The organism is Rhizobacter sp. P2_D12, from assembly GCF_056404395.1.
In genome coordinates, this window is record NZ_JBFUEB010000090.1 from 1 (window position 1) to 25,510 (window position 25,510).

At 69.5% G+C, this 25,510-nt stretch carries 27 protein-coding genes; 21 read left to right on the forward strand and 6 right to left on the reverse strand.

Annotation, left to right across the window (positions count from 1 at the left end):
* Both AC1DYN_RS24485 and AC1DYN_RS24490 read left to right on the forward strand, forming a co-directional pair.
* Window positions 1-406 (forward strand): response regulator (locus tag AC1DYN_RS24485; protein WP_477963919.1); only part of this gene is annotated, 406 nt, incomplete at its 5' end.
* A gap of 44 nt (window positions 407-450) precedes the next feature.
* The gene (locus tag AC1DYN_RS24490; protein ID WP_477963921.1) at window positions 451-1,311 is read left to right on the forward strand and encodes a class I SAM-dependent methyltransferase; all 861 of its coding nucleotides are present in this window, start codon (window positions 451-453) and stop codon (window positions 1,309-1,311) included.
* A gap of 819 nt (window positions 1,312-2,130) precedes the next feature.
* On the opposite strand, the gene AC1DYN_RS24495 is transcribed toward AC1DYN_RS24490, so the two are convergent.
* On the reverse strand, window positions 2,131-2,829 hold the full coding sequence (locus tag AC1DYN_RS24495; protein ID WP_477963923.1) for a cation efflux transmembrane domain-containing protein: 699 nt from the start codon (window positions 2,827-2,829) through the stop codon (window positions 2,131-2,133).
* A gap of 72 nt (window positions 2,830-2,901) precedes the next feature.
* On the opposite strand from AC1DYN_RS24495, the gene AC1DYN_RS24500 reads away from it, so the two are divergent.
* Window positions 2,902-3,339 carry a Cd(II)/Pb(II)-responsive transcriptional regulator gene (locus AC1DYN_RS24500; protein WP_477963925.1) on the forward strand — a complete coding sequence of 146 codons (438 nt, stop codon included), beginning with the start codon at window positions 2,902-2,904 and terminating at the stop codon, window positions 3,337-3,339.
* A gap of 60 nt (window positions 3,340-3,399) precedes the next feature.
* Window positions 3,400-4,332 (forward strand): acetylglutamate kinase, encoded by a 933-nt coding sequence (gene argB, locus AC1DYN_RS24505; RefSeq protein ID WP_477963927.1) that lies wholly within the window; start codon window positions 3,400-3,402, stop codon window positions 4,330-4,332.
* An 8-nt stretch (window positions 4,333-4,340) separates the two neighbouring features.
* Here the strand turns inward: argB and AC1DYN_RS24510 are convergent, their stop codons facing one another.
* Window positions 4,341-4,532 (reverse strand): heavy-metal-associated domain-containing protein, encoded by a 192-nt coding sequence (locus AC1DYN_RS24510; protein ID WP_477963929.1) that lies wholly within the window; start codon window positions 4,530-4,532, stop codon window positions 4,341-4,343.
* Between the two features lie 113 nt (window positions 4,533-4,645).
* Between AC1DYN_RS24510 and AC1DYN_RS24515 the strand changes: the two genes are divergently transcribed.
* The 14 genes from AC1DYN_RS24515 to tatC all read left to right on the forward strand — a co-directional run bounded on the left by AC1DYN_RS24515 (window position 4,646) and on the right by tatC (window position 16,152).
* Window positions 4,646-6,808, forward strand: a complete 2,163-nt coding sequence (locus AC1DYN_RS24515; protein ID WP_477963931.1) for a heavy metal translocating P-type ATPase — start codon at window positions 4,646-4,648, stop codon at window positions 6,806-6,808.
* Window positions 6,805-7,191, forward strand: a complete 387-nt coding sequence (cueR, locus tag AC1DYN_RS24520) for a Cu(I)-responsive transcriptional regulator (protein ID WP_477963933.1) — start codon at window positions 6,805-6,807, stop codon at window positions 7,189-7,191. Before AC1DYN_RS24515 ends, cueR begins: the two co-directional genes overlap by 4 nt.
* The gene (locus AC1DYN_RS24525) at window positions 7,188-7,889 is read left to right on the forward strand and encodes a pyrimidine 5'-nucleotidase (protein ID WP_477963935.1); all 702 of its coding nucleotides are present in this window, start codon (window positions 7,188-7,190) and stop codon (window positions 7,887-7,889) included. The genes cueR and AC1DYN_RS24525 overlap by 4 nt, the downstream gene beginning before the upstream one ends.
* 17 nt (window positions 7,890-7,906) lie before the next feature.
* Window positions 7,907-8,563, forward strand: a complete 657-nt coding sequence (gene slmA, locus AC1DYN_RS24530) for a nucleoid occlusion factor SlmA (protein WP_477963971.1) — start codon at window positions 7,907-7,909, stop codon at window positions 8,561-8,563.
* Window positions 8,564-8,644: 81 nt separating this feature from the next.
* Entirely contained in the window at window positions 8,645-11,473 is a 2,829-nt protein-coding gene (locus AC1DYN_RS24535) for a PAS domain-containing protein (protein ID WP_477963937.1), read from the forward strand.
* Between the two features lie 234 nt (window positions 11,474-11,707).
* Entirely contained in the window at window positions 11,708-12,583 is an 876-nt protein-coding gene (locus tag AC1DYN_RS24540; RefSeq protein ID WP_477963939.1) for an ATP-binding protein, read from the forward strand.
* Window positions 12,580-13,026, forward strand: a complete 447-nt coding sequence (locus AC1DYN_RS24545) for an NUDIX domain-containing protein (protein WP_477963941.1) — start codon at window positions 12,580-12,582, stop codon at window positions 13,024-13,026. Before AC1DYN_RS24540 ends, AC1DYN_RS24545 begins: the two co-directional genes overlap by 4 nt.
* Entirely contained in the window at window positions 13,023-13,412 is a 390-nt protein-coding gene (gene hisI, locus AC1DYN_RS24550; protein ID WP_477963943.1) for a phosphoribosyl-AMP cyclohydrolase, read from the forward strand. The genes AC1DYN_RS24545 and hisI overlap by 4 nt, the downstream gene beginning before the upstream one ends.
* On the forward strand, window positions 13,409-13,771 hold the full coding sequence (locus AC1DYN_RS24555) for a phosphoribosyl-ATP diphosphatase (RefSeq protein ID WP_477963945.1): 363 nt from the start codon (window positions 13,409-13,411) through the stop codon (window positions 13,769-13,771). The genes hisI and AC1DYN_RS24555 overlap by 4 nt, the downstream gene beginning before the upstream one ends.
* On the forward strand, window positions 13,768-14,160 hold the full coding sequence (locus AC1DYN_RS24560) for a DUF4870 family protein (RefSeq protein ID WP_477963947.1): 393 nt from the start codon (window positions 13,768-13,770) through the stop codon (window positions 14,158-14,160). The genes AC1DYN_RS24555 and AC1DYN_RS24560 overlap by 4 nt, the downstream gene beginning before the upstream one ends.
* Entirely contained in the window at window positions 14,157-14,507 is a 351-nt protein-coding gene (locus tag AC1DYN_RS24565) for a histidine triad nucleotide-binding protein (RefSeq protein ID WP_477963949.1), read from the forward strand. Before AC1DYN_RS24560 ends, AC1DYN_RS24565 begins: the two co-directional genes overlap by 4 nt.
* Window positions 14,508-14,552: 45 nt before the next feature.
* A complete protein-coding gene (gene tatA / locus AC1DYN_RS24570) occupies window positions 14,553-14,795 on the forward strand; it encodes a Sec-independent protein translocase subunit TatA (protein ID WP_477963951.1) in 243 nt (80 codons plus the stop codon).
* Between the two features lie 37 nt (window positions 14,796-14,832).
* Window positions 14,833-15,321, forward strand: a complete 489-nt coding sequence (tatB, locus tag AC1DYN_RS24575; RefSeq protein WP_477963953.1) for a Sec-independent protein translocase protein TatB — start codon at window positions 14,833-14,835, stop codon at window positions 15,319-15,321.
* Window positions 15,322-15,357: 36 nt separating this feature from the next.
* Window positions 15,358-16,152 carry a twin-arginine translocase subunit TatC gene (gene tatC, locus AC1DYN_RS24580; protein ID WP_477963955.1) on the forward strand — a complete coding sequence of 265 codons (795 nt, stop codon included), beginning with the start codon at window positions 15,358-15,360 and terminating at the stop codon, window positions 16,150-16,152.
* A 214-nt stretch (window positions 16,153-16,366) separates the two neighbouring features.
* Here tatC and AC1DYN_RS24585 read toward each other — a convergent pair whose 3' ends face one another.
* A complete protein-coding gene (locus tag AC1DYN_RS24585) occupies window positions 16,367-17,548 on the reverse strand; it encodes a S1C family serine protease (protein ID WP_477963957.1) in 1,182 nt (393 codons plus the stop codon).
* A gap of 17 nt (window positions 17,549-17,565) precedes the next feature.
* Between AC1DYN_RS24585 and AC1DYN_RS24590 the strand changes: the two genes are divergently transcribed.
* Entirely contained in the window at window positions 17,566-18,318 is a 753-nt protein-coding gene (locus AC1DYN_RS24590) for a Nif3-like dinuclear metal center hexameric protein (RefSeq protein ID WP_477963959.1), read from the forward strand.
* Window positions 18,319-18,321: 3 nt separating this feature from the next.
* Here the strand turns inward: AC1DYN_RS24590 and AC1DYN_RS24595 are convergent, their stop codons facing one another.
* Together AC1DYN_RS24595 and AC1DYN_RS24600 are read right to left on the reverse strand one after the other, a co-directional pair.
* Window positions 18,322-21,249, reverse strand: a complete 2,928-nt coding sequence (locus AC1DYN_RS24595; RefSeq protein WP_477963961.1) for a GH92 family glycosyl hydrolase — start codon at window positions 21,247-21,249, stop codon at window positions 18,322-18,324.
* A 186-nt stretch (window positions 21,250-21,435) separates the two neighbouring features.
* Window positions 21,436-21,837, reverse strand: coding sequence for a BLUF domain-containing protein (locus AC1DYN_RS24600; protein WP_477963963.1), 402 nt, complete (start codon window positions 21,835-21,837; stop codon window positions 21,436-21,438).
* A gap of 47 nt (window positions 21,838-21,884) precedes the next feature.
* Between AC1DYN_RS24600 and AC1DYN_RS24605 the strand changes: the two genes are divergently transcribed.
* Window positions 21,885-22,652, forward strand: coding sequence for a Crp/Fnr family transcriptional regulator (locus AC1DYN_RS24605; protein ID WP_477963965.1), 768 nt, complete (start codon window positions 21,885-21,887; stop codon window positions 22,650-22,652).
* Between the two features lie 11 nt (window positions 22,653-22,663).
* On the forward strand, window positions 22,664-23,665 hold the full coding sequence (gene pdxA / locus AC1DYN_RS24610) for a 4-hydroxythreonine-4-phosphate dehydrogenase PdxA (protein ID WP_477963967.1): 1,002 nt from the start codon (window positions 22,664-22,666) through the stop codon (window positions 23,663-23,665).
* Between the two features lie 24 nt (window positions 23,666-23,689).
* Here pdxA and AC1DYN_RS24615 read toward each other — a convergent pair.
* Window positions 23,690-25,510: DUF1631 family protein (locus AC1DYN_RS24615; RefSeq protein WP_477963969.1), on the reverse strand; the 1,821-nt coding region annotated here is incomplete at its 5' end.

A 25,510-nucleotide genomic window follows, 5' to 3' on the forward strand; every position in this document is an offset into this window, starting at 1 on the left:
GGCCGCGGCCGCGCCGCCGCGCGGGCGCGGCGAGCACGTGATGGTGGTGGACGACGACCCGGCGATGCTGCTGATGGTGGAGAGCCTGCTGCAGCGTGCCGGCTACCGCGTGACCGGCGTCGACCAGCCGCGCGAAGCGGCGGCGCGGCTGCGCCGCGAGCCCGGCGCCTACGACCTGGTCGTCACCGACTACAACATGCCGGAGCTGACCGGCATGGAACTCGCGAACGAGATCGCGCAGATCCGCGCCGACCTGCCGGTGGTCATCAGCTCGGGTTTCATCTCCGACGAGATGCGCAGCGCCGCGCACGAAGCCGGCGTGAAGGGGCTGATGCAAAAGGAGTACAYGCTGGAGCAGCTGGGCGGCATCGTGCACGCGGTGCTGAATCCCGCACCCGGCACCTGAACCGCATTCGCCGCAGAATGCGCACTCCCTGCCAGGAGCCGCCGATGAGCGAGATGCGTGTTCGCCGTGTGATGTTGTCGATGCTGGTGGCGATGCTGCTGCCGTGGCCGGCCTGGGCTGCGTCCGATGCCGAGCTGGCCGCGCTGCTCGCCAGCCCGGTCCGCACCGACGACGACCGCAAGGCGGACGCCGGCCGCCAGCCGCTCGGGCTGTTGCGCTTTGCACAGGTGGAGCCGGGCATGTCGGTGCTCGACGTGTCGGCCGGCGGCGGCTACACGGCGCAGCTGATGGCGCTGGTGGTCGGGCCGGCCGGCAACGTGTGGGCCCAGGTCGAGCAGCGCCGCACCGTGCTCGACAGGCGCCTGGCCGCGCACCCGCAGCCGCAGCTCGCGGTGCTGGTGCGGCCGTTCGAGGACCTGTTCCCGGCCGATGCGCCGCGTGTCGACCTGGTGACGCTGGTGCTGTCGTACCACGACATCGCGTACGCGCCGGTCGACCGGGCGAAGCTCAACGCGGCGATGTTCGCGGCGCTGAAGCCGGGCGGTCACCTGGTGCTGGTCGACCATGCGGCGAAGCCGGGCACCGGCGTCGCCGACGCGAAGCGGCTGCACCGCATCGACGAGCAGCTGGTGCGGCAGGAGATCGAGGCGGCCGGCTTCGTGCTCGAGGCCGACGGCGATTTCCTGCGCAACCCGGCCGATCCGCGCGAGCAGGCCTTCTTCGACATGAAGCAGCCGGCCGACCGCTTTGCGTTGCGTTTCGTGCGGCCGCTGACCTACCAGCCGTCCGAACCGCCGCCGTCGGAGCCGCCGCCACCGCCGCCGCCGCCGCTGTCCCAGTCGCCGCCCGAGCCGAAATCGACCGAGCGGTTGGACAGTTCGTCGGCCGCGCCGTTGTCGAAGTAGCCCGGGCTCACGCCGCCATCCGACGCGTGGCTGGCGGACGACGAACCGCCGTCGTGCCGGCCGTCGAGCATCTTCTCGGCCAGCATGCCGGCCGCGAAGCCACCCGCCGCTGCCAGGCCGGTGCCCAGCATGCCGCTGCCGGCACCGGGGCCACCGCCCATCGGGCTGTAGTTGGGGCCGTAGCCGCCGGTCGGCGTGCCATAGGCGGGCGCCATCGTCTGCGCACGGCGCGCGCTGAACACGCGCCACAGCAGCACCGCGATCACCGCGAAGCCGATGCCCCAGACCCAGCCGGGGATGCCGCTGCCGCGCTCCACCGGTGCGCGCTGCGCCGGTGCCGTCATCGCGCCGCCCGCACCTGCGCCGGCCCCGGTGGAGGCCTTCTCGCCCTGTTGCTCGCGTTCGAGCAGCTGTTCGAAGCTCTTGAACTTCTCCGGCTGCGTGAAGCCGATCGCCGGGTCGAACTGCTTGGCGAGGCGCGCTTCCTGCAGCGCGAACTCGAAGCGCTTGTTGTGCGCCAGGATCTCGGCGTAGATGTAGTGCGCCTTGGCGCTGCCCGGCTTGGCGGCGACCACGTCGCGCATCATCGATTCGGCCTGGGTGTAGTTGCCTTTCTGCACCTCGGCCTGCACGTCGGTGACGGTCGGCAACGCGAAGGCCGCGGCCGACACCAGGCCCATGGCCAGGAAGGCCAGCATTGCAAGAAGTCGTTTCATGTCCGTTTGCCTTTCATCGGTCTGGAGGACCTGAGGCCCCAGATGGGGGCCGCGGAGCCTTGTGCAAGCCCCTGCTGCATGCAGGGCAAACCGCGCGCCCGCGTCAGGACCCCGACGATACGCCACCCAGCGGTGCGGCGGCATGACGCAGTTCGGTGCGTGCGCTGCGCATCACCGCGATGCCGCCCTGCAGGCCGAGGCCGGCCATCAGCGCCGCGACCGCGACGTCCGGCCACATCGTGCCGGTGCCGAACACGCCCAGCGCCGCCAGCAGCACCGCCGCATTGCCGATCGCGTCGTTGCGGCTGCACAGCCACACCGAGCGCATGTTGGCGTCGCCCTCGCGGAAGCGGTAGAGCATCAACGCGACCCCCAGGTTCACCGCCAGCGCCAGTGCGCCGATCGCGCCCATCGTGGCCGGCACCGGGGCCGCGCCATGCCAGGCGTGCCACAGGGCCAGCAACAGCACGCCGGCGCCATAGACCGCCATCGTCGCGCCCTTGAACCAGGCAACGCGCGGGCGCCACACCGCGGCCATGCCGAGCGCGGCCAGGCTGAGCCCGTAGTTGACGGCGTCGCCGAAGAAGTCGGCCGCGTCGGCCAGCAGCGAGGCCGAGTCGGCATGCACGCCGCCGCCGATCTCGAGCGCGGCCATGCCGGCGTTCAGCACCAGCGCGATCCACAGCACGCGGCGGTAGGTGGCGCTGACCGGGCCGGTGGGCAGGTGGTCATGAGAGTGGCCGTGGTCGTGCGAATGACCGTGCGCATGGCCGTGGTCGTGGTTGCAGCAATCGTGTGACATCGATGGGGCGTCCTGGGGTCGGGTGGCTGTGGCACATTCGAAAGCCTGGAGTCCCTCCAAGGTCAAGCCCCCATGCGCATCAAGGATGTTTCCGAAGCCACCGGCGTGCCGGCCGACACCATCCGCCACTATGAGAAGGCGGGCCTGCTGCCGCTGCCGGCGCGGGGCGGCAACAACTACCGCCGCTACACCGAGGCCGATGTGCAACGGCTGCGCTTCATTCGCAACTGCCGGTCGCTGGACATGAGCCTGGACGAGGTGCGGCCGCTGCTGGATTTCCTGGACCATCCGCAGGCAGACTGCTYGAAGGTGGATGCGGTGATCGAATCGCACCTGGCCCACGTGCGCGAGCGCCTGGCGAGCCTGCAGGTGCTGGAGCRCCAGCTGGAGCTGCTGGCCCAGGTGTGCGGCCCGTCGCGGGCACACGAGCTGTGCGGCATCGTGATGGCCTTGTCGAAGGATGCGCCGGGCGGTGTGCCGCCGGCAGGGCGCGGCGTGCACACGACCTAGGATGAACCCTACAATTCGCGCCGCGGCGACCCGTGGCGGTCGTCTTCACGAAGGCCTTCCATGAGCAACGAGCCCCCCGACGACAAGCCCCACGGCCACGCCAGCCCCGATCTCACCCACATCGCGCCGCGCGACAAGGCCGAGATCCTGGCCCAGGCACTGCCGTACATCCGCAAGTTCCATGGCAAGACCATGGTCATCAAGTACGGCGGCAACGCGATGACCGATCCGGCGCTGCAGCAGGATTTCGCCGAGGACGTGGTGCTGCTGAAGCTGGTGGGCATCAACCCGGTGGTGGTGCACGGCGGCGGCCCGCAGATCGAGGATGCGCTGGCCAAGATCGGCAAGAAGGGCACCTTCATCCAGGGCATGCGCGTCACCGACGAGGAGACGATGGAAGTCGTCGAATGGGTGCTGGCCGGTCAGGTGCAGCAGGACATCGTCGGGCTGATCAACGCGGTGGGCGGCAAGGCCGTCGGCCTGACCGGGCGCGATGGCGGGCTGATCCGCGCGCACAAGCTGAAGATGGTCGACCGCGACGACCCGACCAAGGTGCACGACGTTGGCCAGGTGGGCGAGATCGAGTCGATCGACCCGTCAGTGGTCAAGGCGCTGCAGGACGACCAGTTCATCCCGGTGATCTCGCCGCTCGGCTTCGGCTCGGAGAACGAGAACTACAACATCAATGCCGACGTGGTGGCCGGCAAGCTGGCCGAGGTGCTGAAGGCCGAGAAGCTGCTGATGCTGACCAACATCCCCGGCGTGCTGGACAAGCAGGGCAAGCTGCTGACCAACCTGTCGGCGCGCGAGATCGACGACCTGTTCGCCGACGGCACGATCAGCGGCGGCATGCTGCCGAAGATCGCGTCGGCGCTCGATGCCGCGAAGAACGGCGTCAACACGGTGCACATCATCGACGGCCGCGTGCCGCATGCGATGCTGCTCGAGATCCTGACAGAGCAGGCCTACGGGACCATGATCCGGTCCCATTGACGCCGGTCTTACCGGGGCGGATATCCCGCCTCGGTGAGCGCCGCGGCAAGCGTCGCCCGATCCTTCGCCGACTCCACCTGCACCCGGTGCGCCGCCAGGTCCACCACCACGGCGGCCTGCGGGTCGGCGCTCTTGACGGCTTGCGCCACCGCCTTCACGCAATGCCCGCAGCTCATGCCGTCGACTTGAAACTCGATCATCGATTTCTCCGTTGAAATGCAGGACAAGAGCCTGCACTGTCAAGCTTCCCATGATGGCAAGGTCAAGCGCAGGGTCTTGACCTTTCCATGATGGTAAGGTTGAGACTCGGCGCATGACCACGAACTCGCTTTCCCTCAGCATCGACGGCATGAGCTGCGCCTCCTGCGTCGCCCGCGTCGAGAAGGCGCTGAAGCAGGTGCCCGGCGTCGTGTCGGCGACCGTGAACCTGGCGACCGAACGCGCCGACGTGCAGGTGCGCGACGGCAACGAGGCGGGCGCTCTGCTCGCCGCGGTCGAGAAGGCGGGCTATGCCGCGCACGTCCACGCCCCGGACGAGGCGCCGCCGGCCGACGCCCCATTGGCGCCCATCATGCTGGCCGCGGCGCTGTCGCTGCCGCTGGTGCTGCCGATGCTGTTGTCGCTGGCCGGCATCGACGCGATGCTGCCCGGCTGGCTGCAGCTGCTGCTCGCGACACCGGTGCAGTTTGTGCTCGGTGCGCGCTTCTACCGTGCCGGCTGGAAGGCGCTGCGCGCCGGCAGCGGCAACATGGACCTGCTGGTCGCGCTCGGCACCTCGGCCGCGTGGGGTTTGAGCGCGTGGCAGCTGCTTCGCCATGGCGGCCACGGGCACCTGTACTTCGAGGCCTCGGCCGTCGTGATCACGCTGGTGCTGCTCGGCAAATGGCTGGAGCAGCGCGCCAAGCGGCAGGCGACCGACGCGATCCGCGCGCTGAACGCACTGCGCCCGCAGGTGGCGCGGGTGCGCCGCGACGGAATCGACGTCGACCTGCCGATCGCGCAGTTGCGCCTCGGCGACGTGGTGGTCGTGCGGGCCGGCGAGCGGCTGCCGGCGGATGGCGAGGTGATCGACGGCGAGAGCCAGGTCGACGAATCTCTGATCACCGGCGAAAGCCTGCCGGTGGCGCGCGGCGTCGGGGCGCATGTCACCGGCGGCGCGGTCAACGGCGACGGCCTGCTGCTGGTGCGCACGACCGCGCTGGGCGCCGAATCGACGCTGTCGCGCATCGTGCGGCTGGTGGAATCGGCCCAGGCGAAGAAGGCACCGATCCAGCAACTGGTCGATCGCGTCAGCGCGGTCTTCGTGCCGGTGGTGATCGGCCTTGCGCTGCTGACGCTCGCGGGCTGGGGCGTCGCGACCGGCGACTGGGAGCAGGCGCTGCTGAACGCGGTCGCGGTGCTGGTGATCGCCTGCCCGTGCGCGCTCGGCCTCGCGACGCCTGCCGCGCTGATGGCCGGCACCGGCGTCGCGGCGCGCCGCGGCATCCTGGTGCAGGACGCCGATGCGCTTGAACGGGCGCAGCGCGTCGACGTCGTTGCCTTCGACAAGACCGGCACGCTGACCGAGGGCCACCCGCAGTTGCTCGCGTTCGAGGCGGTGGATGGCGATGCGCGCGGCTTGTTGTCGGCGAGCGCCGCGCTGCAATCGGGCAGCGAGCACGCGCTGGCGAAGGCGGTGCTCGATGCTGCCGCACGCGAAGGCCTGGCCGTGGTGCCGGCCGGCGCGGTGCGCGTGGTGGGCGGACGCGGCCTGTCGGGCCGGGTCGACGGGCACGAGCTGCGCCTGGGCAGCAGCCGATTCATGCACGAGCTCGGTGTCGACCTCGCGCCGAGCCGGGCGCGTGCCGACGCGCTGGAAGCCGAGGGCCGCACGGTGTCGTGGCTGGCCGACCTCGGCGCCACGCCGCTGCTGCGCGGCCTGCTGGCCTTCGGCGACCGGGCCAAGCCGGGCGCGGCCGAGGCGGTGCGCCTGCTGCAGGCGCGCGGCATGCGCTGCGTGCTGCTGACCGGCGACAACGCCGGCAGCGCCGGCGTGCTGGCGCGGCAGCTCGGCATCACCGAGGTGCATGCCGGACTGCTGCCGGAAGACAAGGTGGCACGGATCGAGGCGCTTCGGCGTGGCGGCGTGCGCGTCGCGATGGTCGGCGACGGCATCAACGATGCGCCGGCACTGGCCGCGGCCGACGTCGGCCTGGCGATGGGCAGCGGCACCGACGTCGCGATGCAGGCCGCCGGCATCACGCTGATGCGCGGCGACCCGCGGCTGGTGGCCGATGCGCTGGACATCGCCCATCTCACGCGGCGCAAGATCCACCAGAACCTGTTCTGGGCCTTCATCTACAACGTGGTCGGCATCCCGCTGGCGGCGTTCGGCCTGCTCAACCCGGTGCTGGCCGGCGCGGCGATGGCCTTCAGCAGCGCCAGCGTGGTCGGCAATGCGCTGCTGCTGCGGCGCTGGAAAGGGGCAGGGCGATGAACATCGGCGAAGCGGCGACGCGCTCCGGCGTGTCCGCGAAGATGGTGCGGCACTACGAATCGCTGGGGCTGTTGCCGGCGGTCGCGCGCACCGATGCGGGCTACCGCCAGTACGGCGACAGCGAGGTCCACACGCTGCGCTTCATCCGGCGTGCACGCGACCTGGGCTTCGGCATGGCCGAGATCGCCGAGCTGCTGAAGCTGTGGCAGAACCGCCGTCGCGCCAGCGGCGACGTCAAGCGCATCGCGCTCGCGCACGTCGCCGACCTGGACCGGCGCATTGTCGAGATGACGGCGATGAAGCGCACGCTGGAGCGCCTGGCGGGGTGCTGCCATGGCGACCAGCGGCCCGATTGCCCGATCCTCGACGAGCTCGCTGAATGACCGCTATTAAGCCGGCCCGGGTCTGGCTGTTCGACCTGGACAACACGCTGCACGATGCCTCGCACGCCGCCTTCGGCCCGACCAACCAGGCGATGACCGACTACATCGTGACCCACCTGGGGCTGTCGGCGGCCGATGCATCGGCGCTGCGCCAGCACTACTGGAACCACTACGGCGCGACGCTGCTGGGCCTGGTGCGCCACCATGGCGTGAAGCCCGGCCACTTCCTCGAGGAGACGCACCGCCTGCCCGGCCTCGAGGCGCGGCTGCGCACCAGCGCACACGACAGCGCCGCGCTGCGCCGGCTGCGTGGTCGCAAGTACGTGCTGACGAACGCGCCGCGGTCCTACGCGCTGCGCGTGCTGCGGGCGCTGGGCCTGCTGTCGTGTTTCGATGGCGTGATCAGCATCGACGAGATGACGATGTTCGGCCACCCGCGGCCCAAGCCCGATGCGCGCATGCTGCGCCACGTCGCCGCGCGGCTGGGCGTGGTTCCGCGGCGCTGCGTGCTGGTCGAGGACACCTTGCAGCACCAGCGCGCGGCGCACCGCATCGGCATGCGCACGGTCTGGATGCAGCGCTACCTGAAGACGGCCAAAGGTGCGAACAACAGCACAGAAGTTGGCGTTCACCCTTGCCGCAAGCCCCCCTATGTGTATGCAAGAATTCAAGCGCTGAACAAGCTCCTCACCCTGTGACCACTCCGAACGCCGCGATGACCGACACCCCTGCCATCCCCGATGACACCAGTCCCGAGGTGGCGGCCGAAGCGGCAGCTGAGCCGGCGGGTCGCAAGCGTCCCAAGCCCGGCGAGCGTCGCGTGCAGATCCTGCAGACGCTGGCCCACATGCTGGAGCAGCCGGGCGCGGACCGCATCACCACCGCGGCGCTGGCCGGCAAGCTCGATGTCTCCGAAGCGGCGCTGTACCGCCATTTCGCGAGCAAGGCCCAGATGTTCGAGGGCCTGATCGAGTTCATCGAGCAAAGCGTCTTCACGCTCGTCAACCAGATCACCGAACGCGAGACCAGCGGCGCCGTGCAGGCGCAGAAGATCCTCACCGTGCTGCTGCAGTTCGGCGAGAAGAACCCCGGCATGACGCGCGTGATGGTCGGCGATGCGCTGGTGTTCGAGAACGAGCGCCTGGTCGCGCGCATGAACCAGTTCTTCGACCGCATCGAGTCGCAGCTGCGCCAGAGCCTGCGCAGCGCCGCCGAGGCGGCCGGCTCCGCCACGCCGACGGTCGACGCGAACGCGCAGGCCTCGGTGCTGACCGGCTTCGCGGTCGGCCGCTTGCAGCGCTATGCGCGCTCCGGCTTCAAGCGCGTGCCGACCGAGCACCTGGACGCCGCGCTGCGCCTGCTGGTCGGCTAGGGCCCGCCGCGGCTCAAGAAGTCGGCCGCCGGAACCGATATCCGGCAAAGCCCCGCACCTGGCGGCGCATCCCTGCCCGCCATGCCGATCCTCCGACCGAAGCCCTACCGACTCGCCGCCCTGTGGCTGGCGGGCGTCGGCCTGTGCGTGGTGGCTGGCGTGCTGGGCGGGCGCATCGAGATGGCGCGGCTGTTCCTGAATGCCGTGCCGGCCAGCTTGAACGCCGGCCTGCTGGGCCTGGTGGCCGGCATCGCGCTGTGGACCGACCCGCGCGAGCGCTCGCGCCGCCTGCTGCTGTGTGCCGGGCTGATGGTGCTGCTGCCGGCGCTGGTGCTGGTGGAGCACGTCACCGGGGTCGACCTGCGGCTCGATGCCGCCGAACTGCACCGCACGATGCAGGCCGGTTCGGCGCATCCCGGCCGCATCGCGCCGAACACCTGCCTGGCCTTCCTGTTCGCCGGCCTGGCGCTGCTGCTGCAGCACCGGCGGGCCTGCCGCGGCCGCCGCCTGCTGGTGGCGTGCTGCGTCTACGGCACGCTGGCACTGGGCCTGTCGGCGTTGGTCGGCTACCTGCTGGACCTGCAGGCGATGTACCGGCTGCTGTCGTTCAACAGCATGTCGGCCGCGGTGATGGCGATGGTGGTGGTGCTGGGCGCCACGCTGTGGTCGACGCTGCTGGCGGGAGAACCCGCCGATGCCGCCGCTGATCACGGGGAAGACCGCATCATGCGCACCGCCATCGGCGTGCTGGGCGTGCTGGCGGTGGTGTCGGGCGTGGCCGGTTTCGCGCTGATGCAGCAGGGCTACAGGACAACGGTGGCCGCGAGCCTGGAGACGGCGGCGCGCAGCCAGTCGGCGGCCTTTGCGCACAGCCTGAGGCAGGAGATGGAGATCGCGGAAAGCGTGTCGCGGCAGATCGCATTGCAGCGCGGCCTGGCGCGGCTGAACGCGAAGCCGACCGATGCCGAGGCCTTCGACGACCTGCGCGAGCTGGCGACCGCGGTGCTGGCGCAGGACTACACGGCGGTACGGGTGCAGGACGGCCGCGGCCAGGCCCTGCTGGAGGCCGGCGCGCTGCGCCTGCGCCAGGCGGCCGTCGCGCTGCCGCTGGGTGATGGGGGTGCCGGCAACTCGACACTGATGTGGGACAGCGGCCTGGYGCTGCACAGCGAGCTGCCGGTGGAGCGCAACGGGCAGCGCGTCGGCAGCGTGGTGCTGGAGCGCCGGCTGGGCGTGCTGACCGGCATGCTGCACGACCTGCAGCACAGCGACGAATCCACCGACGCGCTGATGTGCGCGCGCGTCGACGACGATGCGGTGTGCCTGCCGAGCCGCTTCTACGAGGCCGGCCGCCACATCCCGATCTTCAAGGACGGGCGGCCGTTCCTGCCGATCTCGAAGGCCTTGCTGGGCCAATCCGGCTCCGATGCGGTGAACGACCTGCGCGGCGTGCCGGTGCAGGCCGGCTATGCGCCCTTGCGCGGCGTGAACCTGGGGCTGGTGATCAAGACCGACAGCGGCGAGTTGTTCGCCTACATCCGCTCGCGCCTGCACCTGCTGGCCGGGCTGCTGGCGGCGATGGTGCTGGCGGGGGCCTGGCTGCTGCGCTCGCACGTGCGGCCGCTGGCGCACCGGCTGGCGCAGAGCGAGCACCGGCTGCAGATGGTGTCCGACCACATGCCGGCGCTGGTGTTCCACGTCGACCGCGCGTTGCGCTACCAGTTCGCGAATGCGCGCTACCAGCCGATGCTCGGGCTCGATCCCGAGCGGATGATGGGCCGGTGCATGCGCGAGGTGCTGGGCGACGAGGCCTTCGAGGCGATCTCGCCGTACCTGCAGCGTGCGCTGGCGGGCGAGCACGTGCGCTTCGAGCGCCATGGCCACTGGTTCGGGCGCGAGATCCACTACCTGGTCGAGTACGTGCCCGAGCGGCGCGGCGACGGCAGCGTGGCCGGCCTGTACGGCATGGTGATGGACATCACCGAGCGCCATCTTGCCGAGCAGCGGCTGAGCGAGAGCGAGGCGCGGCTGCGCACGATCACCGACAACGTGCCGGCGCTGATCACGTATGTCGACACCGAGCTGCGCTTCCAGTTCTGCAACCCGGTGTTCGAGGCCTGGACCGGCATCAAGGTGGCCGACGCGCTGGGCCGGCGGATGCAGGACGTGCTGCCGCCGAAGGTGATGGCCTTGCGCCAGCGGCAGATCGAGCGCGCGTTGCGCGGCGAGTCGGTGCAGTTCGAGACGGTGGCGGTGCTGGGGCGCGGGCTGCAGCATTTCCAGGTCAACTACCTGCCGCACCGCGATGCGACGGGCAAGGTGATCGGCGTCTACAGCCTGTCGAACGACATCTCGGCGCAGAAGAAGGTCGAGCAGCAGCTGGAGGCGCTGGCGCGGGTGGATGCGCTGACCGGGCTGGCGAACCGGCGGCAGTTCGAGGAGCGCTTCTCGGAGGCGATGGCGCGCTGCCGGCGCAGCGGTCGGCCGATGGCGCTGATGTTCATGGACATCGACCGGTTCAAGGGCATCAACGACACGCTGGGGCACGCGGGCGGCGACGAGGTGCTGAAGACCTTCGCGCAGCGGCTGTCGGGCTGCGTGCGCAAGACCGACACGGTGGCGCGGCTGGCGGGCGACGAGTTCGTCGTGATCCTCGAGGGGTTGAACACGGTGGACGAGCCGCATTTCCTGGCGCGCAAGATCCTGGCGTCGATTGCCGCCGAGCAGCGCGTGCTGGGGCATGCGCTGACGGTGACGACCAGCATCGGGATCTCGTTCTACGAAGGCGACGAGAGCACCGAGGGGCAGCTGATGTCGCTGGCGGACAAGGCCTTGTACGAGGCCAAGGCGGCCGGGCGGGGGACCTGGCGCTGCGCGCCGCGTTCGGCGGTGGTGAACGGCGAGCGTTGAGGGGCTGTGCCTTCGCCGAACCAGCGGCGTGGTGCGGAGATCCCGGATTCGCATCCGGGCTACGAACACGGACGCCCATCCGGACCGGAGCAAGCGCAGCGAGCGACCCATCAAGCAACGCGCCGGGATCCGGCTCCGCCGGGCCCAGGCGTGGCGCCCCTCGGGGGCAGGAGGAGCGCAGCGACGACTGGGGGGCCCTATTACACTGGCGGCCCGTCAAAGCCTGCCTCCCTCATGTCCGCCCCTGACCCGTTGCTGCAGTTGGTCCAACGCGCCGAGGCGCTCATCGCGCGGCTCGAAGCCATCCTGCCGCAGCCGCTGTCGGCCCCCGACTGGTCGGCGTCGATCGCCTTTCGCTACCGCCGACGCGGCTCGGCCGGCCAACTGCAACCGGTGCGCCACGTCGCCCATATCCGCCTGTCGGAGCTGGTCGAGGTCGAGCCCCAGAAGGAACGGCTGCTGCGCAACACCGCGCAGTTCGTCGACGGACACGCGGCCAACAACGTGCTGCTCACCGGCGCACGCGGCACCGGCAAGAGCTCGCTGATCAAGGCCTGCCTGAACGAATTCGCCGGGCGCGGGCTGCGGCTGATCGAGGTCGACAAGGCGGACCTGATCGACCTGCCCGACATCGTCGACCTGGTGGCGCAACGGCCCGAACGCTTCGTCGTGTTCTGCGACGACCTCAGCTTCGACGAGGGCGAGCCGGGCTACAAGGCCCTCAAATCCATCCTCGACGGCTCGGTGTCGCAGGCGTCCGACAACGTGCTGATCTACGCGACCAGCAACCGGCGCCACCTGCTGCCGGAGTACATGAAGGAAAACCTCACCTACCAGCACACCGAGGACGGCGAGGTCCACCCCGGCGAGGTGATCGAGGAGAAGATCTCGCTCAGCGAGCGCTTCGGGCTGTGGGTCAGCTTCTACCCGTTCAGCCAGGACGAATACCTGGCCATCGTCGCGCAGTGGCTGCGCGGCTTCGGCGTCGGCGAGGACGAGATTGCCGCGGCCCGCCAGCCCTCGCTGGTGTGGGCGCTGGAGCGCGGCTCGCGCTCGGGGCGCGTCGCGTTCCAGTTCGCGAAAGACTACGCCGGACGGCACGCGTCATGAGCGCCGACCAGCGCACCCCGGTCGACGTCGCGGTCGGCGTGCTGATCGGCCCGGACGACCGCTTCCTGCTGACCAGCCGCCCCGAAGGCAAGGTCTACGCCGGCTACTGGGAATTCCCGGGCGGCAAGCTCGAAGCCGGCGAGACGGTCGAGCAGGCGCTGCGGCGCGAGCTGCACGAGGAGATCGGCATCACCATCGGGCCGGTCACGCCCTGGAAGGTCGAGATCGTCGACTACGAGCATGCGCGCGTGCGGCTGCACTTCTGCAAGGTGTTCGCCTGGAGCGGCGCGTTCGAGATGCGCGAGCGCCAGCAGATGGCCTGGCAGGAGCTGCCGGTGCAGGTGCAGCCGGTGCTGCCGGGCACCATCCCGGTGCTGCAATGGTTTGCCGAGGAGCGCGGGTTTGCCGGCGCCACGCACACGACCGCTACACTGGCCCCATGAGCTGGCTGGACGAGATCAAGTGGGACGCGCAAGGCCTGCTGCCGGTGATCGCGCAGGAGGTCGGCAGCAACGACGTGCTGATGTTCGCGTTCATGAACCGCGAGGCGCTGGCCCGCACCGCCGAGCTCGGCGAGGCGGTGTACTTCAGCCGCTCGCGGCAGCGGCTGTGGCACAAGGGCGAGGAGAGCGGCCACGTGCAGAAGGTGCACGAGATGCGGCTCGACTGCGACAACGACGTGCTGCTGCTGAAGGTTGTGCAGCAAGGCCATGAACCCGGCATCGCCTGCCACACCGGCCGCCACAGCTGCTTCTTCCAGCTTTACAAGGACGGCGCCTGGCAGACCGTCGAGCCGGTCTTGAAAGACCCTGGGGCGATCTACAAATGAGCGACGTGAGCAAGAACGGCAACGACACGCTGGCCCGGTTGGCCGAGGTGATCGAATCGCGCAAGCAGGGCGATCCGGCCACGAGCTACGTCGCGCGGCTGTTCGACAAGGGCACCGACGCGATCCTGAAGAAGATCGGCGAAGAAGCCACCGAGACGGTGATGGCCGCCAAGGACGGCGACCGGCAGAAGATCGTCTACGAGGTGGCCGACCTGTGGTTCCACTCGATGCTGGCATTGAGTGCCTTCAACCTGAAGCCGGCCGACGTGCTGGCCGAACTGGAACGGCGCGAAGGCCTGTCGGGCCTGGAGGAATTCGCGGCGCGCAAGTTGCAAACCCGAGAGGTGGACGGAACATGAACGACGTGGTGGACACCAGCAAGCTTTCCGACAGCCAGCAGTCGCTGAAGAACCTGGGGCACATCAGCTATGCGCTGCACGCGATCGTCGCGGTGGCGGCCGTGGTGCCCGGCGCCCAGGTGACGCCGGTGCTGCTGATCATCGCCTTCGTCCTCGACCTGGTGAAGAAGGACGAAGCGGCCGGCAGCTGGCAGGAATCGCACTTCCGCTGGCGCATCCGCTCGGTGCTGTGGGCGGGCGTGCTGTACGTCGTCACGCTGCCGCTGTGGTTTCTGTTCATCGTCCCGGGCTGGATCGCCTGGGCGATCATCTCGATCTGGTTCCTCTACCGTGTGGTGCGCGGCTGGGTGAACCTGAACTCCAACACCCCGATGCCGGTGCCGCAATGAGCCACGATCCGAACTGCATCTTCTGCAAGATCGCCGCGGGCCAGATCCCGAGCCGCAAGGTGTACGAAGACGACGAACTGATCGCCTTTCACGACATCGCGCCATGGGCGCCGATCCACTTCCTGATCGTGCCGAAGGAGCATTTGGCGTCGCTCTACGACACCGTGCCGGACAAGCACCAGGCCCTGCTCGGTCGGATGCTGGCGCTGGCGCCCGGGTTGGCGCGCGAGCAGGGCGCCGTCAACGGTTTCCGCACCGTGGTCAACACCGGCGCCGATGGTGGGCAGGAAGTCCCACATTTGCACATGCACGTCATCGGCGGCCCGAGACCCTGGCTCAAAGGTTGACACAGTCAACCCTTAAACTCACCTATTTCCCGCAGGAGAAGAATCATGGGTTCATTCAGCATCTGGCACTGGCTCATCGTGCTGGTGATCGTGGTCCTGGTGTTCGGCACCAAGAAGCTCAAGAACATCGGCAGCGACCTGGGGGGCGCCGTCAAGGGCTTCAAGGACGGCATGAAGGACGGCTCGACGAGCGCCGGTGCCGACCCGGTGGTACCGCCGTCGCAGCAGGTGGGCCAGAAGGCCGCCGATCCGAACACCGTCGACGTCGAAGCAAAGACCAAATCGTGAGCATCCGACGCCGGCCTCTGGGTCGGATGGCCGCCGCATGATCGACTTCGGCTTCGACAAGCTCGCGCTGATCGGCGCGGTGGCGTTGATCGTCATCGGGCCGGAGCGCCTGCCCAAGGTGGCCCGCACCGTCGGCCACCTGCTGGGCAAGGCGCAGCGCTACGTGGCCGACGTGAAGGCCGAGGTCAACCGCTCGATCGAGCTGGAAGAGCTCAAGAAGATGAAGGGCCAGTTCGAGGACGCGGCCCGCAACGTCGAGCAGACGGTGTCGAACGAGATCCACCAGACGCGCGCCGACATGGCAAGCGCCTGGGACGAGCCGGCCGATGCGTCCAAGTCGCCGGACAGCGGCCAGCACCTCGGCTGGGAGCCCCCGCCTCCGCAATACAAGCACCCGAAGAAGAACTGGCGCCTCAAGCGCGGCGCGACGCCGCAGTGGTACAAGCAGCGCCATGGCGTGCGCAGCAAGGCGCAGTCGGGTGCGGCGCGCGTGGCGCGCTTCCGGCCGCCGCGTTCATCTGCCTGAAAACCGTCGCCCGAACCCGGATTCCATCTCCCCATCATGAAGTTGAACAGCGACGGCCGCGACGAGCTGGAGGGCACCGAGCAGCCCTTCGTCACGCACCTGATCGAATTGCGCGACCGCCTGATCCGTGCCGTGATCGCGATCGGCGTGTGCTTCGGCGTGTTGGCGCTGTATCCGGGGCCGGCCGCGCTGTACGACCTGCTGGCGCACCCTCTGGTGGCGTCGCTGCCGGCGGGCGGCAAGCTGATCGCGACCAACGTGATCTCGCCGTTCCTGGTGCCGTTGAAGATCACGCTGATGGCGGCCTTTTTGGTGGCGCTGCCGGTGGTGCTGTACCAGGCCTGGGCGTTCGTCGCGCCGGGGCTGTACACGCACGAGAAGAAGCTGGTGCTGCCGCTGGTGGTGTCGAGCACGCTGCTATTCTTCATCGGCGTGGCGTTCTGCTATTTCTTCGTGTTCGGCAAGGTATTCGCGTTCATCCAGAACTTCGCGCCGAAGAGCATCACGGCCGCACCGGACATCGAGGCCTACCTCAGCTTCGTGCTGACGATGTTCATCGCCTTCGGGGCGGCGTTCGAGGTGCCGGTGGTGGTGGTGGTGCTGGCGCGCATGGGGCTGGTGAGCATCGAGAAGCTGAAGGCTTTCCGGGCCTACTTCATCGTGCTGGCGTTCATCGTGGCTGCCGTTGTCACACCGCCGGACATCGTGTCGCAGCTGGCGCTGGCGATTCCGATGTGCATCCTGTACGAGGTCGGGATCTGGGCGGCGGTCGTGTTCATCAAGCACACGCAGGCGCCTGACGAGAAAGCGGAAGAGAAAGCCTCTTCTTGAGTCGCCGCTCTCGGCGCGAGCAAGGCCGCGGGCGGGGACGAGAACACCCCGCCATGGCGCGGAGTGTTACCAGGGTCCTCGCACACTGAGGCGTCGATCGTCGATCTGGTATGTGGCACGGTCCCGGATTGGCATCCGGGCTACCCAATGTTCGTAGCCCGGATGCCAATCCGGGGTCTTCGCACAATGACGCTGGTTCGGTAAGGGACGCGTGTCACTCTTCCCGAGCCACAGGAGCCCTGCTGCGCGGCCTCTGCGCCACCGTCACGTTGATCTCCAGCGCCTTGTCTCCACGCTGGATCCCGATCACCGCCTTCTCCTTCGGCTTCAAGGCGGCAACAGCACCCAGCAACTGCACGGTGTTGGTCACCGGCGTCTCGGCCACCTTGACCACCACGTCCCCCGGCCGCAATCCGCCACTGCTCGCCGGCCCGTTCTGCAGCACTCCGGTGATCAGCACGCCCTCCTTGATCGGCAGGTTGAAGGTCTCGGCGATCTCGGGCGTCAGGTCGCGTGGCTCGACGCCGATCCAGCCGCGCGTGACCTGCCCGTCGCGGATCAGGCCCTCCATCACCTGGCGCGCCGTCGTCACCGGGATCGCGAAGCCGATGCCCAGGCTGCCGCCGCTGCGCGAATAGATCGCCGTGTTGATGCCCAGCAGGTTGCCGCTGGTGTCGACCAGCGCACCGCCCGAATTGCCGGGGTTGATCGCCGCATCGGTCTGGATGAAGTTCTCGAAGGTGTTGATGCCCAGCTGGTTGCGCCCCAGCGCGCTCACGATCCCCGCCGTCACCGTCTGGCCGACGCCGAAGGGGTTGCCGATCGCCAGCACCACGTCGCCCACCTGCAGCGTCTCGGCCGTGCCGAAAGCGATCACCGGCAGCTTGTCCAGCGTGATCTTCAGCACCGCCACATCGGTGTCCGGGTCGCTGCCGACCACCTTGGCCTTGGCGCGGCGCGCGTCGGGCAACTGCACCTCGATGTCGTCAGCGCCTTCGACGACGTGGTTGTTGGTGAGCAGGTAGCCCTCGGGCGACACGATCACGCCCGAGCCCAGGCCCACCTGCGGCTGCTCGCGCTGCTGCGCGCCCTGCTCGCCGAAGAAGAACTTGAACCACGGGTCTTCCGAATGCGGATTGCGCGCCGGCGCCTTGCTGGCCGTGATGCTCACCACCGCCGGCGACGCGCGCCGCGCGGCACCGCTGTAGCCGACGCTCGTGCCGCCGGCCGGCAAGGACGCCGGCTGCACGAACGGCGCCTGGCTGATCGACACGATGCTCGGCATGCCGTTGCCCGGCTGCCGGCGCACCCAGTCGGGCTTCAGCGTCGCGACCACGAACAGCACGGCCACGGCCACCGTCACGGCCTGGGAGAAAATCAGCCACGTCTTGCGCATCAACAGGGTCCTGTGTCATGGCCGCACGCATCGAAATCGAGTCCTACCTGAACACGCTGCTGGACGTGGGCCGCTTCCGCGATTATGGGCCGAACGGCCTGCAGGTCGAGGGCAAACCCGAGGTGCGCAAGCTCGTCTCCGGGGTCACCGCCAGCAGGGCCTTCATCGAGGCGGCACTGGACCGCGGCGCCGACGCGCTGCTGGTGCACCACGGCCTGTTCTGGAAAGGCCACGACGGCCGCATCACCGGCTGGCTGAAGGCGCGTGTCGAGCGGCTGCTGGCCGCCCAGGCCAACCTGCTCGCCTACCACCTGCCGCTGGACGCCCACCCGCAGTTCGGCAACAACGCCCAGTTCGGCGCGCGCCTGAACTTCATCGCCGATGGCCGCTTCGGCGACCAGGACCTGGGGTGGATCGGCAGCCCGTCCCAGCCGCTGACGGTGCCGGCCCTGACCGCGCTGCTGGCGCTGCGCATGAACAAGGCCCCGGTCGCGGTCGACCCCGGGGCGGGGCGGTCGATCCGGCGCGTCGCCTGGTGCACCGGCGGCGCCCAGGGCTACTTCGAGGCCGCGATCGCGGCCGGCGCCGACGCCTACGTCACCGGCGAGATCTCCGAGCCGCAGGCGCACCTTGCACGCGAAACCGGCGTTGCCTTCTTCGCGTGCGGGCACCACGCCAGCGAGCGCTTCGGGGCGCCCGCGCTGGCCGCGCACGTGGCCGAGAAGTTCGGCCTCGAGCACGAGTTCATCGAGATCGACAATCCCGCGTGATCTTCACGGCGCCGCGATGCGGATGTCGTCGACGTAGCCCCTGAACGTGCCGGTCGCGTCCGGCCGGTCGTAGGCCACCAGGATGCGCGCGATCGTCTTGCCGGCCGCCCATTGGCCGATGTTCGAGCGCACCTCGTTCCACGCGTTGCCCGCAAGCCGCCCGCCGCGCCCTTGGAACTCCGGGTGCACGCGCACGCCGTTCTGGTCGGTCGCGCCCGAATCGCGCAGGCTGCTGCCGTCGGTGAAGATCAGGTCCACCGCCGCATAGCTGCTGTTCGGCGCCGACGTCTGCGGGTAGATCCAGTACGACAGCGTGGTGCCGGCACTCACCGGAATGCGCACGTCGAACACCTTGTTGTACGAGAACGAGCGCGTTGCGTCGGCGTCGTTGCCCGAGTACATCAGCGCCGTCGTGCCGCTGTGCGCGATGCTCTCGCGCCGCGTCGATGTCTCCATGTGGTCCAGCCCGCAGCAGAAGCCGCCGACGTTGGCCTGGAAGTCGACCATGTCGTTCCAGTCCGGCTGCGCGATGCCGGCCTCGAAGTCCGAGAAGAACGAGGTGGCGCTGGTCGTCGTGCGCGGCGCATCGAACGACGGCGGCGCATCGGCCGCGGCGCTGCCCCACGCGGTGTTGGCGCCGGCGCCCAGCACGAAGTCCAGCGTGGTGTCCGCACCGAGCTGCGCCAGCGGCAGCCAGGTGCGCGTCGACGTGCTGCCGTTCACCTTCAGGCTCTGCACGTAGGTGCCGTGGGCTCCCGCGTTGGCCGCGTTGATCGTCAGCGTGCGGCCGTTGCCCATGCGCACCGCCGTGCTCGGGAACAGCGGGCTGCCGACCACGAAACCGCCCAGCCCCGGGATCTCCGGGTACAGCCCGAGCGCGCCCCAGACGTACCAGGCCGAGGTGGCGCCCAGGTCGTCGTTGCCGGTCAGGCCGTCCGGGCCGGTCTTGTACAGCTCGGTCAGGATGCGCCGCACCACCGCCTGCGACTTGTACGGTGCGCCCGCGAACGCATAGGCCCAGGGCGTGCCGTGCTCCGGCTCGTTGCCCATGAAGGCATACGGGCTGTTCGGTCCGGAATCGAGCTGCGTGAAGTGCTCGTCCAGCCGCGCGATGGCCGCCGCGTTGCCGCCCATGCGGTCGAACAGGCCGCGGTAGTTCTGCGGCACCATCCAGGTGTACTGCGCCGAGTCGCCCTCGACGAAGCCGGCGCCGTCGGTGCGCGTGAAGCCGCCCTTGAAGCTGCCGCCCGCGGTGCGCGGATGGAGGTAGCCGCTGAAGCTGGAATACAGCGGCTTCCACAGCTGCGCCTGCGCCAGGTACTTGTCGCGCCGGGCGGTGTCGCCCAGCGAGGCGGCGAACTGCGCGATCGCCGAATCGGCCAGCGCGTATTCCTCGGCCGATGCGGCCGCGCCCCACAGGTTGGGCGTCTCGATCGGGATGTAGCCGTGGCCCAGGTAATCCGCCAGGCCCGGCCGCGTCTCGCAGTTGCGCGAGCGCGTGCCCGGCTGCGTCGCGCCCTGTTCCATGTAGCGCAGCGCAGCGGCGGTGTCGAAGTTGCGGCCGCCGAAGGCATGCAGGTTGGCGACGATCACCGCGCCGGCATCGCCCACCATGACGCAGGTGTCGTCGTTCGCGGTCGGCCATTTCGGGTAGCCGCCGCCGCCCTTCTCGGCATCGACCACCATCGATTGCGCCATGTCGCCGGCCTCCTTCGGCGCCAGCCAGCCGATCAGCTGCACCTGCGAGCGGTAGATGTCCCAACCCGAGAAGGTGGCGTACTTGTCCCAGCCGGTCGCGGTGTAGGTCTTGTTGTCGAAGCCGATGTACTGGCCGTTGACGTCGCTGAACAGGTTGGGGTGCAGCAGCGAGTGGTACAGCGCGGTGTAGAACTTGGTGCGGTCGTCGGCCGAGCCGCCGCTCACCTGCACCTTGTTCAGCGTCGCGTTCCAGGTGGCCTGCGCAGCGCTCTTCAGGCCGTCGAAGTCCCAGGCCGGGTTCTCGGCCTGCATGTTCAGCTTCGCGTTGCCGGTGCTGACGTACGAGACCCCGATGCGCAGCTTCACCTGCCCGCCGCCGGCGAACTTGACCCAGCCGCCATTGTTCTGCGAGCGGGCTGCGGTGCGCGAGCCGGGCGTCACGGTGTCGCCCTGGTAGCTGCCGAAGCTCGCGAACGGCTTGTCGAACTGACCGTGGAAGTAGACGAAGTAGCCACCGCCGCCGCACACGCCGCCGGTCTCGACGAAGCCCTGGATCGAATCGGTGCCGACGATCTCGAGCTGCGCACTGCGCGCGCCGACGCCGTTGCGGCCGATGTTCAGGATCATCGTCGCGTCGTTGGTGGCCGGCCACGTGAAGCGGCCGGCGCCGCTGCGCCTGGTGACCGTCAGCTCGGTGTTGACGCCGTTGTTCAGCCCGACGCGGTACGAGCCCGGCACGGCCTGCTCGTTGGCGTGCGAGAAGCCGACCTGGTAGGTTTCGATGTGCGTGCCGGGCGAGACACCGACGTTCCCGACGATCGGCAGGATCGAGATGTCCTGCTGGATCGAGCACCCGGTGCCGCTGGAATGGACCAGGCTGATGCCCTGGATCACGCCCTTGTCGTAGTTGTAGCCGCCGAAGCCGTAGAACTCGCCGTAGCCGGTGTCGGGGCTGAACTGCACCATGCCGAAGGGCAGCGTCGCCCCCGGGAAGGTGTTGCCGACCGCACCGCCGGTGCCCTGGTTGTCGGGATTGGGATTGCCGATCTTGGTGCCCACGAACGGGTTCACCAGCGGCAGCAGGTCGACGTCGACCGCCGCGGCCCGTTCGCTGCGTTCAGGCGGGCTGCCGCTGCCCCCGCCGCCACCCCCGCAACCGGCGGCCAGCAAGGCCGCCAGGAAACCCAGCCGCCAGGCGATCGCCCGCTGCGGCTTCGAATCTGCGTGTGTCAATTCTTGTCTCCTCTGTCGTGCGACCTGGAACGAGGCACCACAGAGCGGGCGTGCGATCACGTCCGCACGAAACAGCCACACGTCTACTTCTTGCTCTGGAGGCCGGCGTTCAGGATATGTTCAGGTTTCGATCAGCTTGATCGGAGATTCCCGCGCACGAGTCAGCGCAGCCTGCGAAACAAGGCCCTAGGTGGACAGGTCCCAGTAGGGCAGGCGGCGCACGAAGGTGGCGAGCAGCAGGGCCGGGTCGCCGTCGCTGCCGTCCTCGAAGACGTCGAGGTCATCCGGCTCGCAGTAGCCGGTGCGCCAGCGCGACTGCGTCGGGACGGCGTCGTCGACGCCCTCGAACAGCACGCGGTAGCTGGTGTGGCGCGGGTCGCGGCGGATGCGCTGCGCGAGCGCGACCACGGCGGGCTGCGTGCCTTCGATCAGCTGGCAGAAGCGCCCGCCGTCGAACACCAGCACGCCGGTGATGCCGAGCTGCTGGTTGCGTTCGCGCGAGACGTGCAGAATCTGCCCCACCACGGAGAAGTCCCGACCGGACGCGAGGTGGCTGAGATAGAGGATTCGGTACACGGCTAAGGGCACGAGGGCTGGCAAAGCGTGGAATCTATCGGCAACGGAGGGCCGACGACATGTCAAATGACACAGCCAGGGAACGCAGTGCGGTACGCGTTCCGTGCGACCAATGCCCGCTTCGCACGCTGCCGCTGTTCGTGCCGGCCAGCCCCGAGGAGCTGACGCTGATCCAGTCGCTGAAGCACCGCGAGCTGCGGCGCGCCAGCGGCGAAAGCATCATCGACGAAGGCTCTGCCGATGCGCCGCTGTACACGCTGTTCTCCGGCTGGGCCTTCCGCTACAAGACGCTGAGCGACGGGCGGCGGCAGATCCTGAACTTCCTGCTGCCGGGCGACTTCATCGGCGTGCAGCAGAAGATGACCGACGCGGCGGTGCATGGCGTCGAGGCGCTGGGCGAGGTCTGGCTGTGCGTGTTCCAGCGCGATGCGCTGTGGACGCTGCACGAGCGCATGCCGCGCGTCGGCTTCTCGATCACCTGGCTGGCGGCGCACGAAGAGGCGCTGGTCGACGACAACCTGCTGTCGGTCGGCCGGCGCAGCGCGGCCGAGCGCGTGGCCACGCTGTTGATCCACCTGTTCCGGCGCGGCGCGGCGCTGCTGCCGGACGCCGGGGTCAACGGCGTGCCGTTCCCGCTCACGCAGCAGCACATCGCCGATGCGCTCGGGCTGTCGCTGGTGCACACCAACAAGACGCTGCGCAAGCTCGAACGGCGCGGGCTGCACCGCATCGACAATGGGCAGCTGTTCCTCACCGACGTGGATGCGCTGGAGCGGCTGGCCGACCTGTACGGCGACGGCAAGCCGCCGCCGCGGCCCTTGATCTGAAAGGCGTTTGAATGACGAAGCAGGTGCCCGTGGCACTGACCCAGGGCGATGCCTGCGGCATCGGCCCGGAGATCATCGCGAAGCTGTTCCGCGGGCCGGCGGCTGCCGGCTGCTTCGTGGTCGGCGATGTCGGCGTGCAACGGCGCGCGGTCGCGGCGGTCGGCGGCGGCCTGGCGGTGGCCGCGATCGAGCGCGCCGCCGACGTGTTCGATGTGCCGCCCGGTTGCGTGCCGGTGCTGGTGCCGCCGGGGCTGCCCGGGAACCTGCTGCAGGCACCGGTTGGCCAGGTCGATGCGCGTGCCGGCGCCGCGGCGGCGCGCTGCATCGAGCATGCGGTGCGGCTGGCGCGTGGCGGCGAGATCGCGGCCATCGTCACCGCTCCGATCCACAAGGAAGCGCTGTCGGCCGCGGGCCTCGGCTTCCCCGGCCACACCGAGATGCTGCAGGCGCTGTCGGTCGACCCCGGCACCGCGCCGCTGCCGGTGCGCATGATGCTTGCCAACGACGAGCTGCGCACGGTGCTGGTGACGATCCATCTGTCGCTGCGCCGCGCCATCGATGCCGTGACCTTCGACGCGGTGCTGCAGACGCTGCGCATCGCGCACGCTGCCGCCGCGCGCTGGGGCCAGCCGGTGCCGCGCATCGCGGTGGCCGGGCTGAACCCGCACGCGGGCGAGGGCGGGCTGTTCGGCGACGAGGAGATCCGCATCATCCGCCCGGCCATCGAGGCGGCGCGTGCCGCGGGCATCGATGCGCAGGGCCCGTTCGCGCCCGACACCGTGTTCATGCGGGCGCGCCGCGGCGAGTTCGACCTGGTGATCGCGATGACGCACGACCACGGCTTGATCCCGGTCAAGTACCTGGGCGTCGAGCAGGGCGTCAACGTGACGCTCGGGCTGCCTTTCGTGCGCACCAGCCCCGACCATGGGACGGCGTTCGACATCGCCGGGACGGGCCGGGCGGACGAGGCGAGCCTCGCGGCCGCATTGAGGATGGCGCGACAACTCTCGTAGCCCGGGTGGGCATCCGGGCAACGGTCAATGCCGCGTGGACGGTTGGGAGGCGGATGCCGACAGCGCCGCCAGCTGCTTGCGCGCCCGCGCCGTCGCGCGCTCCATCAGGTAGGCCTGCTCGAAGGCCTTGAAGCGCCCGGTCTCGCACATGCGCGCCAGCATGCGCGAGGTGAGCGACACCGTCTCGCTGTGCCGCTTGCTGCCTCGCGTGAACACGAAGAACGCGCGCCCCGGGCTCACGTAGCTCAGCCGCACCTTCTGCCACTGGTCGTTCAGGTGCATCTGGTAGGCGAAGCCGAGCTTCACGTGGTCCATCAGCTGCACGCCCTGCGACGGCTCGGCCGGCTCGTTGGGCGACAGGTCGAGGTCGATGTCGACCCCTTCCACCTTCAGCGGGCCGGGCATCGTGTCGCCGGCGCCGGGCTCGGTGTCCGGGCCGGTGTCCGATGTCAGGTCGATGTCGACCGTGCCTGACCAGTCGACCGCGCTCTCCTGCACCAGGCCGATGCGCTTGGCCTCGTCGGGCGAGAAGTGCGGCTCGATCGGCGCCCCGCCCATGCTGGACATCGGCACGTCGCGCAGCAGGCCGTCCGGCTCGGGCAGCGGCGTGTTGAACACGCCTTCGAGCTGCTTGGCCAGCAGGTTGTATTCGAGCTCGGACAGCGGCTGGCCCTTCAGCGATTCGGCATGCGCCGGCAGCAGCTTGCTGAAGAACTCCTTCTGGGCGGTCTCGGGCCAGCCGATCAGCGCCATGCCCTCGTTCAGGTCCTTCATCAGCGGCGGCAACTGCATCAGGAACTTCTTGCGCATCGCCGGCGAGCCCTTGGGCTGCACGCTCATCACCAGGTCGCGGCCGGCGCGCTTCAGGCGCTGCACCAGCTCCGACTTCTCGCCGTTGCTCTTTGTGCCCTGCGCGATCGCCTGGCTCCATACCTGCGCGAGGAAGTTGCGCAGGTAGTCGGGCAGCGACATCGGGTTCAGCGCCGCCTGCAGCTGCAGCATGTAGCGCTGCTGCACGCGCAGGTCGGATTCCTTCGCGTCGACCAGCGTCACCGCCGACGCGCTCGCCTGCACCTCTTCCTTCGCCTGCTGCGCGATGAAGCTTTCCAGCGCGCCGAGCTTGGACGCGTAGAGGTCGATCTGGTCGAAATCGCCCTGCACGATCTCCTGCACCAGGTCGCGCACGCGGGCCATGAACTGCTTGCCGGCGCCTTCGTCCAGGTCGTCGAAGGCCACCGCGAGCGACGCGATGCGGTTGACGAAGCGCCGCACCGGGTGCTTGCGCGACGAGAAGAAGCTCGGGTCGGCCAGCGCGACGCGCAGCACCGGCAGCTGCAGCCGCGCGATCTGGCGCGCCATCTGCGGCGGCACGCGCGGGTCGGACAGGATCTGGTCGAACAGGCTGCCGACCACGTCGATCACCATGTGGTCGAGCGTGCCGGTCGAGGCCTGGCGCAGCTCCTCGCGGTGCTGGCGGATCATGTTGACCGCCATCAGCCCGGACAGGCCTTCACTCAGGCCGCCGGGACCGGTGGCCGCGCCGCTCAGGCTGCCCAGGCCGCTGCTGCGGCCGAGGCCGGGCGAGCCGGTGCTGGCGCCGGAGGTGCTGCTCGGGCCGCCCAGGTCACCGGGCCGGGTGGCCAGGAAGGTCAGCCGGCGGATCAGCGACATCAGCTCGGCATCGGCTTGCGCCGAGACGCCGGGTCGCGGCGCGAAGCGCGCAGCCCCCGCGTTCGGGTTGCCGAAGCTGGCGCTGCCGCGGCCGGGATCGCGGTTCAGCGTCGAGGTGCCGCGGCCGCCGGCACCCAGGCCGGCCAGGCCGGGGCCGCCGCCCATGCCCCCGCC

Excerpts from the sequence above, each read along its gene's own strand:
- AC1DYN_RS24510 (WP_477963929.1), bottom strand. The coding sequence starts at position 4,532 with ATGATCGAGTTTCAAGTCGACGGCATGAGCTGCGGGCATTGCGTGAAG.
- tatC (WP_477963955.1), top strand. The coding sequence starts at position 15,358 with ATGAAGTTGAACAGCGACGGCCGCGACGAGCTGGAGGGCACCGAGCAG.
- hisI (WP_477963943.1), top strand. The coding sequence starts at position 13,023 with ATGAGCTGGCTGGACGAGATCAAGTGGGACGCGCAAGGCCTGCTGCCG.
- AC1DYN_RS24590 (WP_477963959.1), top strand. The coding sequence starts at position 17,566 with ATGGCCGCACGCATCGAAATCGAGTCCTACCTGAACACGCTGCTGGAC.
- slmA (WP_477963971.1), top strand. The coding sequence starts at position 7,907 with ATGACCGACACCCCTGCCATCCCCGATGACACCAGTCCCGAGGTGGCG.
- tatA (WP_477963951.1), top strand. The coding sequence starts at position 14,553 with ATGGGTTCATTCAGCATCTGGCACTGGCTCATCGTGCTGGTGATCGTG.
- AC1DYN_RS24585 (WP_477963957.1), bottom strand. The coding sequence starts at position 17,548 with ATGCGCAAGACGTGGCTGATTTTCTCCCAGGCCGTGACGGTGGCCGTG.
- pdxA (WP_477963967.1), top strand. The coding sequence starts at position 22,664 with ATGACGAAGCAGGTGCCCGTGGCACTGACCCAGGGCGATGCCTGCGGC.
- AC1DYN_RS24565 (WP_477963949.1), top strand. The coding sequence starts at position 14,157 with ATGAGCCACGATCCGAACTGCATCTTCTGCAAGATCGCCGCGGGCCAG.
- AC1DYN_RS24495 (WP_477963923.1), bottom strand. The coding sequence starts at position 2,829 with ATGTCACACGATTGCTGCAACCACGACCACGGCCATGCGCACGGTCAT.
- AC1DYN_RS24605 (WP_477963965.1), top strand. The coding sequence starts at position 21,885 with ATGTCAAATGACACAGCCAGGGAACGCAGTGCGGTACGCGTTCCGTGC.
- AC1DYN_RS24515 (WP_477963931.1), top strand. The coding sequence starts at position 4,646 with ATGACCACGAACTCGCTTTCCCTCAGCATCGACGGCATGAGCTGCGCC.
- AC1DYN_RS24545 (WP_477963941.1), top strand. The coding sequence starts at position 12,580 with ATGAGCGCCGACCAGCGCACCCCGGTCGACGTCGCGGTCGGCGTGCTG.
- tatB (WP_477963953.1), top strand. The coding sequence starts at position 14,833 with ATGATCGACTTCGGCTTCGACAAGCTCGCGCTGATCGGCGCGGTGGCG.
- AC1DYN_RS24555 (WP_477963945.1), top strand. The coding sequence starts at position 13,409 with ATGAGCGACGTGAGCAAGAACGGCAACGACACGCTGGCCCGGTTGGCC.
- cueR (WP_477963933.1), top strand. The coding sequence starts at position 6,805 with ATGAACATCGGCGAAGCGGCGACGCGCTCCGGCGTGTCCGCGAAGATG.
- AC1DYN_RS24560 (WP_477963947.1), top strand. The coding sequence starts at position 13,768 with ATGAACGACGTGGTGGACACCAGCAAGCTTTCCGACAGCCAGCAGTCG.
- AC1DYN_RS24525 (WP_477963935.1), top strand. The coding sequence starts at position 7,188 with ATGACCGCTATTAAGCCGGCCCGGGTCTGGCTGTTCGACCTGGACAAC.
- AC1DYN_RS24540 (WP_477963939.1), top strand. The coding sequence starts at position 11,708 with ATGTCCGCCCCTGACCCGTTGCTGCAGTTGGTCCAACGCGCCGAGGCG.
- argB (WP_477963927.1), top strand. The coding sequence starts at position 3,400 with ATGAGCAACGAGCCCCCCGACGACAAGCCCCACGGCCACGCCAGCCCC.
- AC1DYN_RS24490 (WP_477963921.1), top strand. The coding sequence starts at position 451 with ATGAGCGAGATGCGTGTTCGCCGTGTGATGTTGTCGATGCTGGTGGCG.